The sequence below is a fragment of the Rhizobium moroccans genome, assembly GCF_057559155.1.
Genome location: NZ_JBHFJG010000009.1, coordinates 153,602 through 164,901 on the forward strand (window position 1 = coordinate 153,602; position 11,300 = coordinate 164,901).

Below are 11,300 nucleotides of genomic sequence, written 5' to 3' on the forward strand. Positions count from 1 at the left end.
TCGGGCTCAGTCCGGTGCGTCGAGCAGCGGCGCGAATGTGGTGGCGTTGAAGACTTCGAGCCTCGCGTCGTCCTTCGGGAAAGCGAGGATCGTGAGGCTTGCGGGGCCGGCCGGGATGATGCGGGCCGGCGGGAGCCCGAGCGCGCCGTCGAGCGCGGCGCGTATCACGCCACCATGGCAGACGAGCAAGACGGTCTCTTCCTTCGCTTCGATCGCGCGCTTCATTGCGCGCCCGACACGGGCGCGGAAATCGGCCCAGATTTCCCCGTTTTCCGGGGCGAAGGTTCCGGCCCGCCAGCCTGCATAGTCGTCCGGTGTCTCCGCCAGCAAGTGTGCGATCTTAGCGCCCGTCCACGCTCCGACATTCTGCTCGCGCAGCAGGGGTTCCCTGATCGCATCCGGATAGCCGAGCAATGCAGCGGTCCTTGCCGCGCGGTTCAGGTCGGATGTGAGAACGAGGTCGGGATTGTAGGTCGCGATCATCGGGCCCAGCGCGCAGGCCTGTTGCTCGCCCCGTTGCGAAAGTCCGATATCGGCCTGGCCTTGCAGGCGGCGGACAGCGTTCCATTCGCTTTCGCCGTGTCGCACCAATAGAATGCGTTTCATGAAATACGGTTTCCTTCCCTATCGAAAATCGCCGCCGGCGCGGCTGGCAGGCGAAAGTGCAGCTCCGGCGGAATTCGGTTCGCGTCGTCCGAAATCGCGGTGATCCGGATGCCGTCGGCGATGCCGGTCACCAGGCGGCGGCCGGCCATGGGCACGATTTCGGCAAGTGTAAGGGTCAGCGTGCGCGGGTCTGGCTTATCGACCAGATAGATCGTCTCGGGGCGCACCATGGCGTGTCCCGTGACATTGGGCAGGCCCGGGTCGGGCATGGTGCCGAACCATTTGCCGTCGGCTATCGGAATGAGATTGGCCGGCGGCGTGCCGACGAAGCCGGCGACGAAAGCCGAAGACGGGTCTGCAAGCAGGCGTTCGGGCGCATCGAACTGTTCGATCCGCCCTCGGTTCATCACCGCCACATGCGTCGCCATCGTCATCGCCTCGACCTGATCATGCGTGACGTAGACGGAGGTGGCGCCGCTTGCGGCATGGACCTTCAGGAGCTCCAGCCGCATCTCGACGCGCAGCGTGGCGTCGAGATTGGATAGCGGTTCATCAAAGAGCATGATCCTCGGCCGGGGAGCGATCATGCGGGCCAGCGCCACGCGCTGCTGCTGGCCGCCGGAGATCTCGCCGGGATAGCGGTCGGCGAATTGCGAAATGCCGAGCATTTCCATGGCGGCCGTGATCCGGCTTCGTCGTTCCTCAGGGGGAATTTTTGCCACCTTGAGGGGCCATTCGATATTGCCGGCCACCGTCATGTGCGGCCAGAGGGCATAGGACTGGAAGACGAGGCCGGCATTGCGTCTGGCGGGCGGAAGGGCGAAGCCGGATTGACCGTCGGCCACGAGGGTGTCGCCGAAGCGGATTTGTCCGCCGGTCGGCTGGTCGAGCCCCGCCAGCATGCGCAGCATGGTGCTTTTGCCGCAGCCGGACGGGCCGAGCAGCACCAGGAAGGCGCCCTCCGGCACCGAGAAGCTGACGTCGTCGACGGCATTGGTGCCTGCGAATGATTTGAAGACCTGGTTGAGCGAAATCACGGGGCGGAGCCTCAGGCAAAGTTCTGACGCCGGCGGCCGTGCAGCAGCGTGGCGGCGCCGGTGGCCAGCATGGAGATGACGAGAATGACGAGTGTGACCGCGTTGGCGAACTGGTGAAAGCCGTCCGAGGCATAGCTGTAGGATAGGACCGCCAGCATCGGTGACGTCGGTGTATAGAGCAGGATGGTGATCGCCAGGTCGCCGATGACATTGACGAAGGAGATCAGCAGGCCGGCCGCAAGCCCGCGGATGGCAAGCGGCAGGGTGATCGCTCCCAGTCGGCGGAAGAACCCCGCGCCGGTCATGCGGGCGGCCTCGTCGATGTCGCCGGAGATCTGTGCCACGGTTGCCCGCCCGGTCTGCACCGCGAAAGGCAGCATGGCGGCGGTCAGTGCGAGCGCGAGCAGCAGCTTCGTGCCATAGAGCGCCGGCAGCGGGCCGATCGGGGCGCCGTAGAGAGCTATGTAGGCGGCGGCGAAGGCGATGCCGGGCAAAAGCATTGGCAGAAAGCTCATCTGAGACACCAGATTGCTCAGCACCGGCACTTTCTGGCGGGTGAGCGCGACCGCGATGAGAATGCCGAGAAGATTAGCGGCGACAGCTACGATCGCTCCGAGCATCACCGTCGTCGTGAGCGCGGAGATCAGTTGCGGGTTGTGGAAAATCCCGGGCTGGCCGCGGGCGAAAGCGGGATCGGAGTGGCCGATCCAGTAATGCAGTGACCAGCCCGAGAAGAGCGACAACGATGACGGAGCAAGGCTTGCGGCAAGCAGAAGCAGGATTGGCAGGATGGTGGTGAGGATGCAGATGGCCCATGCAAGTATCGCCAACGGCAGCCTTGCGCCGCCAAGGGAGAAGCGGCGCGGCCTGGCCCCCTTGCCGCTGATGGTGGCGAAGCTGCGCCGGCTGTTCAGGATCCGGTTGCCAAATCCCAGAAAAACCGCGGAGATTGTGATCAGCAGGATGGCGAGCACGTAGCCACGTTCCGTCTGGCCGATCTCGATCATGCCGAACAGACGGGTCGATAGGGTCTGCATGCGAACGGGCAGACCGAGCAGGGCAGGGGCCGCGAAGTTCGACACTGCGCCTGCGAAAGCGAGCGAGCCGCCCGCGATGATGGCCGGGGCGACCACCGGCAGGACGATGCCCAGCAGGATGCGCTTGCGCGAGGCTCCGGTCATCTGCGCCGCCTCGACGAGATCGCCGTTGACCGTGGCGAGCGCTGCGGCGATGACGGTGAAGGCAAGCGCATAGTAGTGGGCGATGAGTACGACGATCGTCGGCACCATGCCCCAGGAAAGCCAGTCGGGTACGCTGAAACCGAGACCTTCGAGCAGCCCGCCCCCGCCACCGACACGGCCGTTGCGGAAGACGCTGCCCCAGGCGAGCGCGGTCGCGAAACTCGGGATCATGAATGGAAGGGTGGCCATGAAGGCGACGGCTGGTCGGCCGGGAATATCGGTCATCACCACCAGCCAGGCGAGGAAGCCGCCAAGCAGCACGCAACCGGCGGCAACTCCCAGCCCGATGATCATGGTATTGGCGGTCGGGCGCCAGAACAGGTTTTGGGAAAGGCGGCCCGTAAGCACATCCATCCATGCTGCGGCACCGGATGCAGGCTGCAGGGTCTGGATGAGGATCGTGACGAGAGGAGCGGCCACCAAAGCGATGAGGATCACGGCCATGGCGATGGTCAGGCCGTGACGTGCGAGGGGCGAGCCCAGGCGGCGAAGCGGGATTGTCATGCGGAGCTCCGGAGGAAACGGACGCTTGCGCGCCCGCTCCGCCTATCAGGATTTACTGCAGCGCGAGGATGAAGTCGGCGACTTCGGCACGGATCTTTGCCGTCTTGGCGGGGTCGATCTGCCAGCCTTTGAAGTCGGCGAGCGGAACGGCATCGGGATGCGGGGCAATATCCGTGCGGGTCGGCCAGTCGCCGGCGACATAGAAGGGCTTGAAGCCGTCTCCGCCGGTTTCGCTCTCGTCTCCCATCATGAAGTCGATGGCGAGCCGTGCGGCGGCCGGATTGGCTGCCTTCGGATTGAGCGCGAGGAAGGCCGGGAAGACGATGCCGTTGGAAGGCTCCACGTCGTTTGCAACCTGCAGCGCCCAGCCTTCGTCCTCGTTGTCGCGACGGTCGGAATAGCTGGTGAAGCCGATCGGCGGGTTCTGCTGGCCTTTGGCACCGATCGCCTTGTTGACGTCGTCGGTGGAGCCGACGAGCACCAGATCGTTGGCGAACAGGTCGGCAATGAACTGCTCTCCGGCGTTTTCGATGCCGGCGCCAAGCTTGATCGGCTTGCCGAACGTGGCTTCGTACGCCTTGGCCATGTCGTCCGACTTCAGCACGAGCTCCGTCATGAGATCGAGATAGTCGCCACGCTGCAGCGGATCGACCATGATCACGCGGCCCTTCCATGCGGGCGTCGTGAGAGCCCAGATGTTCTTGACCGGCGAGCCGTCCGGATGTGCTTCCTCGTTATACATCAGCACCTTGGTGGAGAGGCGTTGGGCCAGAAGCGGGGATTTGAAGTGTTCGGGCAGGTCACCGGCGACGCGCGGCGGCACATAGGGTGCAACGAGGTCCTGGCTGAGCAGTTCGGTGAGCACGACCGGGGCATCGGAAATGTAAATGACGTCGGCGCCTGCCACGCCGGCGGCGGCCTCGCTCTTGATGCGGGCGATCTGCTCGGTCGACGACATGTCGAAGGTCACCATGTCGATGCCCGGATAGGCGGTTTCGAAGGCCTTCTCGACGCGGCCGATGCGGCTGGTGAAGGCATAGACCGTCACCTTGGCTTCCTTCTGCGCCTGAGGCAGCAATTCTGCGGTGGATTGGCTGTCGAGATCCTGGGCATGGGCTGTGGTCGCCAGCGCAAGCGCGCAGAGCGGTGCAAGTATCTTGTACATGGGCGTCTCCTCTTGGGTGGATATATAGCCCATGTATAGTTTTCTTGCTACATTTTTATGACGTGCAAGTTTACTTGCAAATCACCCCTCAAATTTTGTTATGAGCTCGCCAAGCCGATCGAGTTTGGCGAGCGCATCGGCTCCCTTGCGATCTGCGAGTGCGAGGATGACAGCGTTGCAAAGTGCCATCGGAACGGTCAGCGTCTGATAGCTGTCGCGGCTGCCGGCGCGCGGCGCGGCCAGCAAGAGATCGGGCTTCGGCTGCAGCGAGGGGCCGATCGTTCCGGAAATGACCAGGGCCGGCGCCTTCATCTCCTGGGCTATTTCCATGACATGGGTGTAGTCCGGCGGCTGGCGGCGGAAGGCGAAGAGCAGCACACAATCCTTCGGCCCGACCGTCAGCATCTGCTCGGCAAGGTCGCGCCGGTTGCCGGTCAGCCGTTGTGTCGTGGTGCCGAGCCGGCGCAGCCGGCGTTCCATCAGCACCGCCAGCGTTTCCGCATTTCCATGCCCGTAGATGAGTACCCTGTCGCGGTCGAGCAGGGTAGCCGCCTTGATGATCTGGTCGTCCGTCACATGGTCGGAAACCGCGGCCAGGGCCGCGAGCTCCTGCTCGATCAAAAGGGGGAGGAAACCTTGCGATCGCGTATCGCTGAGGGTTGCCGAAATCCGACTGGCCGGAGCTGAATCGCGCAGGAATTCGTCGCGCAGGTGAGCGCGGAACTGCGCGTATGAGGTAAAGCCGAGCTTACGCGACAGGCGCGATGTCGTGGCTTCATGTACGCCCAGCCTTGCGGCAAATTCGCTGGAGGTTCCGAGCGCGATCTCGCGCGGCGCCTTCAGGAGTTCGGAGATCAGCCGCTGTTCCGTTTCGGTCAGGCTGGCCGCGACTTCCTGAACACGCTCTACGAGTGCCTTGGTTCGCTGGGCGTATGACATAGGTGATGCGACCGGTTTCTGCTAAAAGACGGGCTAACCGGTCGCGCGGGGAAAATCAACTCGAGACGTTCTTTCTGTGGGCTTCAGTGCGTTACGGACGGCTTGGGTTTCTTCTCGGTCCATTGCGGCGGCGCGCCATACTTGCTGGCCACGGCTCCCACCAAGCCGGGCGATCGGCCGAATGCGTCACAGGCGGCGTATTTTGGCTTTCCGCCGAGCCAGGACTGCACCCGCTGCCGCGATGGAAGCGAGAGATCCAGATCCAGCCCTTTCGGCTCCTTGCCTGTGATCAGCATCTTCGAAAAGTCGCCGGCAAATTTCGTCGCCAGACCATAGGCGTCTCCCACCTCGGAAACGCGGGGACTGTTCTGGATCGAATTTGCGCCGCGAGCCCACACCATCGCAGCGCGCTGCGTGCCGCTGTTGTCGGCTGCCTCCGCCTCGACGGCAAGTCCGCCGAGGCCGTAAGGCAGACGAGGCACGCTGACGGGCAGGGCAAAACTGCTGCCCACGGTCACGACGGTTGCAACGCCCGCCATTGTCTTGTTCGTCGGAACGATATCCGTGACGACGGATCGGACGGTCAGATCGGCTGGCTGCCCGGCCGGCACCATTTGGTATCTGTCGCTCAGCGCGACGCAAAGTGCCCGGTCCAGTGCGTTGGACACCAATGAGCGATCGGCTTGCGACTTGATGCGGGACGCGGCGCTGAAGGAGAAGGTCGTCGGCACGATGCTGGCCGTCTTCACGGCGGCGAGACCTTGCCCATCGACGTAAAGCCGTTTCTTGGAGAATTTCCCCTTTGGAGCACCAAGATTGCTGTAGGAGGTAAGCGTTCCGCCCTCCTTCAAGGGCACCGAGGTGCATCCGCTTATCGCCATCGCCAGCGGCAGAGCCAGGCATAGACACAACGGCGAGGACTTTGCCGCGACAAGTCGCAGAAGTGATTTGTTGGATGGAATGCTGCGCACGCTCTGTCTCCATGAGGGATGATCCGCGGCGAAAGTGCGAATGAAGAATTGCGGCAACATTACAGGGGCACCCGAACAGAGATGGAAATCGCAGAAATGCTTAGAAGCCTGGTCATCAAACCGGCCATCAGAGCTCAATTGCCACCTGCGTTCCGGTCGAACCGCTTTTAAGACTGACTTGCCCTCGATGATTGGCGACGATCTGCTTTACAAGGCTCAGGCCGAGGCCGGCGCCCTTGCTTTTGGGCGTGACGCGATAGAAAGGCTCGAATACCAGCTCCTGGTGCTCAACCGGTATCCCCGGCCCTTCGTCTCTCACCGAAACCATCCCGGCCCGAGAGACCGAAACGGTGATCATTCCTTCGTTGCCGCCGTGATCGATGGCATTACGCACCAGATTGCCGATGGCGCTTTGCAGGGCGGGACGGTTGCCATTGCGTTCAAGGCTCTCCACGTCGCTTTGAAAGGCGATCTGGTATCCAGCGGCAATTGCCAGCGGCGCGAGATCCGCGACGATCATCCGTGCGATCTCGACGAGATCGACCGCCTCATGGAGATCGCTCGCCTGGTCGTTGCGCTCGAAATCGAGGAGCTGTTCTGCGGTTTCCGCCAAGCGTGCGACGTCGTCCAGCAAACGCCTGCGCTCCTGACCCTCGGGCATGCCGTCGATCCGCGTCTGCATGATCGCGATCGGCGTTCTCAGTTCATGCGCCGCATCGATCAAGAAGCGTTGGCGCTTCCTGAACTCATCCTCAAGCCGCCCGAGCGTTCCGTTGAACGCCACCACGAGCGGTGCGATTTCCTTGGGGATGCCGTCCACCGGCAGGCGCGCTTCCGGCCGGCGCGGTTCGATCTCCGACGCCTTTTGAGCGACATCACTCACCCTCGCCACCGCATGCCTCACGATAAGGAAGACGCTGAGGAAAATGGTAGGCACGGCGATTGCGACCAAAGGTATGTAGATCGGATAGCTCCTGGCGAGAAGCGCCAGAGCGGGCCAGCCTAAGTCGTTGAAGCCGCCAAACAGAATTCGGACTTCTCCGACCACCGTCTCCACGTTTTCGATCGACGCGATCTCAGTTGTGCTCTTTGATCCTCGTAGATCCGCATCCTGGAACAGGTGCGTCAGGTGTGCGATCTCGGTGTAGACTTGCGGGACGACGCCGTAGGAAACGGAAGTCCCGTCGATTGTCGCTACGATATACCAAAGCCTGCGATGCTCCTGCTTGAGCGCCTTGAGTTCAGGTGTTTCGCGAAGCTGAAGCCTGCCTTGCGCATCAGGCTCCACCGCTCCCGCGATGACAGCGGTAATCGTATCTTCCCTGGCGACATTCGGTGAGACGACCGTGGTGGCCCAGATGCAAAGCCCGATGATGACTGCGACGACGACAGCGATAATGACCAGACTGAGCTGCCAGCTCAGTCTCCACCAAAGCGATGGATTTGTTCTGTCCGCGAGACGCATCACTCTTCCCTCAGGAGATATCCGACGCCCCGGATATTGTGGATCGCAACGCCGGCGCCGGCATCCTGCAGGCGTCTCCGCAGCCTGGAAATATGCGCGTCGAGTGCATTGGACTGAATTTCTTCCTCGTAATTGTAGACCGCCGCTTCGAGCGTCGACCGAAGAACGGTTTTGTCTTTTCTTTTGGCAAGTGCCGCGAGCACGAGGAGTTCGCGCCGGGGTAGGTCGAAGGGTGTGGAGGCGATTGTTACGTTCAGATGCAACGGGTCGATTACCATCCGCCCGACAGCGATGCTCGGTTCCGCCAGACTGGACGGGCGTCTCAGCACGGCACGCACGCGCGCCATCAGCTCCTCCACCAGGAAGGGCTTGCCGAGATAATCGTCCGCGCCGACGTCCAGCCCTTCCACTCGCTCCAGTGGTTCGTTTCTCGCCGTCAGCACGATGATCGGTGTTTCGGTGCCTGCTCGCCTTACCTTCGGGATGAAGGTCAGTCCTTCGCCGTCGGGCAGGCGGCGATCCAGAAGGATCGCATCGTAATCGTTCTGACGCGTCAGCTCGAATGCGTCATCGAGATGTATCGTGTGGTCGGTGACGATCCCGTGCTTTTTCAACGCCGCCGACAGCGCGTTCGCCAATTCCGGCTCGTCCTCTATCAACAGAAGTCTCATCGTCCATCGCCCCTACGGTCCCGTCCTTGTCTGCCGCGAAGGTTGCGGCAGCATTACGGGGAAAGAAGGACCATCAGGTAATGCTGCCGCAATTGTTGAAGCCCAGGATCAGGACCTAGTAACGGGTTCGTCGGCCGTGGAATACGCGACCGCCTGAAACGGACCTCGGTGATCGGCTTAGGCAAGAAATATGAACCGTAAAACAGTCTTGCGCCTGCTGGGCGGCCTTCTCCTATCCTCGATCCTGCTGGTCGCGCTTTTGGGCGGGCCGGTGCTCATGCTGATTTTTCTGGCAGAGCGGTTTGCCATGTAGGGGCAAGGGGAGGGGTCGAGGGTCGATCTCTCTCCCTGCGTTGCTGGAGATGCCAGGAATCCCTGAAGGTGTTTCGCCTTTTTTTTGTAAGGCTTGCTCTTCTCGCTGCGATATCGTTCGCTTCCGCCTTGGAGGAAAGGCGGCGATCGCAAAGGTATGGAGGAGATTACCTTGGCAAACGCTGAAGAGCAAATGGCACAGGATGCGCGGCCGGAAGACGAAAAGCTCAGCATTGGAGCCAACTTAGCATATGGACTTCAACACGTTCTCACCATGTACGGCGGTATCGTCGCCGTACCTTTGATCCTGGGGCAGGCCGCGGGGCTGAATGCAGGTGAAGTGGGCCTGCTTATCACGGCCTCGCTTTTTGCCGGCGGGCTTGCCACGATTCTTCAAACCCTGGGACTGCCTTTCTTCGGATGTCGTCTGCCGCTCGTTCAGGGCGTCTCCTTTTCCGGCGTGGCGACCATGATCGCGATCTCGGGGAATGGCGGCATTCAATCCATTCTCGGCGCGGTTATCGCCGCTTCCCTGATCGGCTTGATCATCACACCGGTCTTTTCGCGGATCACGCGCTTCTTTCCGCCGCTCGTCACCGGCATCGTCGTGACGACGATCGGACTGACGCTCATGCCGGTCGCCGCATTCTGGGCGATGGGCGGCAACAAGAACTCGCCGGACTTCGGCAGCCCGGCCAATATCCAACTGGCTGCTGTGACATTGGTGATCGTATTGGTACTCAGCAAGCTCGGAAGTCCGTCGATATCGAGGCTTTCCATCTTGCTGGCGCTGGTGATCGGAACGGTCATCGCCTTTGTCGTCGGCATGGCCGACTTCTCGCAGGTGCCCGACGGTCCCTTCTTCGCCCTCCCGACGATTTTCCACTTCGGCTATCCGACTTTCGAGATCGCCGCCATCATTTCCATGTTCATCGTCATCATGGTGACGCTCGTGGAGACGTCGGCCGATATTCTCGCCGTCGGCGAGATCGTCGAGACGAAGGTGGATTCGCGGCGACTGGGTGATGGTCTTCGAGCCGATATGCTGTCGAGCATCATCGCGCCGGTGTTCGGCTCGTTCACGCAAAGCGCTTTTGCCCAGAATGTCGGGCTTGTCGCGGTGACCGGCGTCAAGAGCCGCTACGTGGTGGCAACTGGCGGGGTTTTCCTGGTCGCCCTCGGCCTCCTGCCGGTGATGGGCCGCATTGTCGCGGCGGTTCCAAGCGCCGTTCTCGGCGGCGCCGGCATCGTGCTGTTCGGCACGGTTGCCGCTAGCGGGATTCGCACCCTGTCGAAGGTGGATTACAACAACAACATGAACCTGGTCATCGTCGCCACTTCGATCGGCTTCGGCATGATCCCGATCGCCTCTCCGAGCTTCTATGAGCATTTCCCTGCCTGGGTGGCGACCATCTTCCATTCCGGAATCAGTTCCGCCGCGTTGATGGCGATCTGCCTCAACCTGCTGTTCAACCATTTCACCACCGGCAATTCGGATCAGCAATCGGTGTTCGTGGCGGCAAGCGAACGGACGATCCGCTATCAGGACATCGCGGTCCTTCACGACGGCGACTATTTCCTGAACGGCAAACTTTACAACGCCAAGGGTGTCGAAGTGCCGCTGATACCTTCCGAAGCGCATTAGCTCTCGAGGAATAATGGAAATGACTGAACAGGAAGAAACGAACGGTCTTCTGGACGCCCTGCTCACCACGATGGAAAAGGGCGTCATCCCCGCCACCGAAGTGGGCGTTGCGGCCGGCAACAAGGTCTTCGGCGCCGCGCTGCTCAGGAAGTCTGACCTTTCGACGGTGCTCGTCGAAACCAACAACGAAACAGAGAACCCGCTATGGCACGGCGAGGTGCATACCCTGAAGCGGTTCTATGAAATGGCGGAGGCTGAGCGGCCGGACACGCGCGACCTCATTTTTCTTTCGACCCACGAGCCCTGCTCGATGTGTCTTTCGGCGATTACATGGGCGGGCTTCGACAATTTCTATTATTTCTTCAGCCATGAAGATTCGCGCGACATGTTCTCCATTCCTCACGACCTGAAGATCCTCAAGGAGGTCTTCACGCTTGAGCCGGGCGGCTACAAGAGGAGGAACGCCTTTTGGAGAGCGCTCTCGATCCGCGAACTCATCGACGGCATGCCGGAGCCCCAGCGTGAGCAGCTGAAGGAACGCGCTGACGCGATCAGCCGCAAGTACGATCAGCTTTCACAAGTGTATCAGGCAAGCAAGGACGGCAACGCCATCCCTCTTAACTGACCCGCCGCTGACGGGGGCTCGCGTCATCGGGCACCCGGTTGCCTGTCGAGCCCCTGAATCTTCTGCGCGGCGGTTTCAAATAAAGCGACGACACCAGCCGAAAGGGGCTGGTGTCGTCG

At 61.7% G+C, this 11,300-nt stretch carries 11 protein-coding genes; 3 read left to right on the forward strand and 8 right to left on the reverse strand.

From position 1 onward, the window contains the following. Positions 1-6: 6 nt before the first annotated feature. The 8 genes from ACE04I_RS06965 to ACE04I_RS07000 form a co-directional block, all read right to left on the reverse strand. On the reverse strand, positions 7-606 hold the full coding sequence (locus tag ACE04I_RS06965; RefSeq protein WP_046796562.1) for a histidine phosphatase family protein: 600 nt from the start codon (positions 604-606) through the stop codon (positions 7-9). Further along, on the reverse strand, positions 603-1,643 hold the full coding sequence (locus ACE04I_RS06970; RefSeq protein WP_046796563.1) for an ABC transporter ATP-binding protein: 1,041 nt from the start codon (positions 1,641-1,643) through the stop codon (positions 603-605). Before ACE04I_RS06970 ends, ACE04I_RS06965 begins: the two co-directional genes overlap by 4 nt. A gap of 11 nt (positions 1,644-1,654) precedes the next feature. Continuing rightward, a complete protein-coding gene (locus tag ACE04I_RS06975) occupies positions 1,655-3,388 on the reverse strand; it encodes an ABC transporter permease (protein WP_487206809.1) in 1,734 nt (577 codons plus the stop codon). A gap of 52 nt (positions 3,389-3,440) precedes the next feature. Beyond that, positions 3,441-4,553, reverse strand: a complete 1,113-nt coding sequence (locus ACE04I_RS06980; protein ID WP_487206810.1) for an ABC transporter substrate-binding protein — start codon at positions 4,551-4,553, stop codon at positions 3,441-3,443. 81 nt (positions 4,554-4,634) lie between these two features. Next, positions 4,635-5,492 carry a MurR/RpiR family transcriptional regulator gene (locus ACE04I_RS06985; RefSeq protein WP_487206811.1) on the reverse strand — a complete coding sequence of 286 codons (858 nt, stop codon included), beginning with the start codon at positions 5,490-5,492 and terminating at the stop codon, positions 4,635-4,637. 83 nt (positions 5,493-5,575) lie between these two features. Beyond that, on the reverse strand, positions 5,576-6,373 hold the full coding sequence (locus tag ACE04I_RS06990) for a DUF3313 domain-containing protein (RefSeq protein WP_245282164.1): 798 nt from the start codon (positions 6,371-6,373) through the stop codon (positions 5,576-5,578). Positions 6,374-6,590: 217 nt separating this feature from the next. After that, positions 6,591-7,928 (reverse strand): sensor histidine kinase, encoded by a 1,338-nt coding sequence (locus tag ACE04I_RS06995; RefSeq protein ID WP_487206812.1) that lies wholly within the window; start codon positions 7,926-7,928, stop codon positions 6,591-6,593. Beyond that, a complete protein-coding gene (locus ACE04I_RS07000; RefSeq protein ID WP_487206813.1) occupies positions 7,928-8,599 on the reverse strand; it encodes a response regulator transcription factor in 672 nt (223 codons plus the stop codon). The genes ACE04I_RS06995 and ACE04I_RS07000 overlap by 1 nt, the downstream gene beginning before the upstream one ends. Before the next feature lie 190 nt (positions 8,600-8,789). Between ACE04I_RS07000 and ACE04I_RS07005 the strand changes: the two genes are divergently transcribed. The 3 genes from ACE04I_RS07005 (at position 8,790) to ACE04I_RS07015 (ending at position 11,181) form a co-directional block, all read left to right on the forward strand. Further along, positions 8,790-8,912 carry a hypothetical protein gene (locus tag ACE04I_RS07005; protein WP_280950076.1) on the forward strand — a complete coding sequence of 41 codons (123 nt, stop codon included), beginning with the start codon at positions 8,790-8,792 and terminating at the stop codon, positions 8,910-8,912. A 156-nt stretch (positions 8,913-9,068) separates the two neighbouring features. Then, a complete protein-coding gene (locus ACE04I_RS07010; RefSeq protein WP_487206814.1) occupies positions 9,069-10,556 on the forward strand; it encodes a nucleobase:cation symporter-2 family protein in 1,488 nt (495 codons plus the stop codon). Between the two features lie 19 nt (positions 10,557-10,575). Next, the gene (locus ACE04I_RS07015; protein ID WP_137326685.1) at positions 10,576-11,181 is read left to right on the forward strand and encodes a nucleoside deaminase; all 606 of its coding nucleotides are present in this window, start codon (positions 10,576-10,578) and stop codon (positions 11,179-11,181) included. The last annotated feature ends 119 nt before the right edge of the window (positions 11,182-11,300 follow it).

Coding starts and splice junctions, on each gene's coding strand:
- ACE04I_RS06995 (WP_487206812.1), bottom strand. CDS start 7,928: ATGCGTCTCGCGGACAGAACAAATCCATCGCTTTGGTGGAGACTGAGC.
- ACE04I_RS06985 (WP_487206811.1), bottom strand. CDS start 5,492: ATGTCATACGCCCAGCGAACCAAGGCACTCGTAGAGCGTGTTCAGGAA.
- ACE04I_RS07015 (WP_137326685.1), top strand. CDS start 10,576: ATGACTGAACAGGAAGAAACGAACGGTCTTCTGGACGCCCTGCTCACC.
- ACE04I_RS06980 (WP_487206810.1), bottom strand. CDS start 4,553: ATGTACAAGATACTTGCACCGCTCTGCGCGCTTGCGCTGGCGACCACA.
- ACE04I_RS06975 (WP_487206809.1), bottom strand. CDS start 3,388: ATGACAATCCCGCTTCGCCGCCTGGGCTCGCCCCTCGCACGTCACGGC.
- ACE04I_RS07005 (WP_280950076.1), top strand. CDS start 8,790: ATGAACCGTAAAACAGTCTTGCGCCTGCTGGGCGGCCTTCTCCTATCC.
- ACE04I_RS06965 (WP_046796562.1), bottom strand. CDS start 606: ATGAAACGCATTCTATTGGTGCGACACGGCGAAAGCGAATGGAACGCT.
- ACE04I_RS06990 (WP_245282164.1), bottom strand. CDS start 6,373: ATGGCGATAAGCGGATGCACCTCGGTGCCCTTGAAGGAGGGCGGAACG.
- ACE04I_RS07010 (WP_487206814.1), top strand. CDS start 9,069: ATGGAGGAGATTACCTTGGCAAACGCTGAAGAGCAAATGGCACAGGAT.
- ACE04I_RS07000 (WP_487206813.1), bottom strand. CDS start 8,599: ATGAGACTTCTGTTGATAGAGGACGAGCCGGAATTGGCGAACGCGCTG.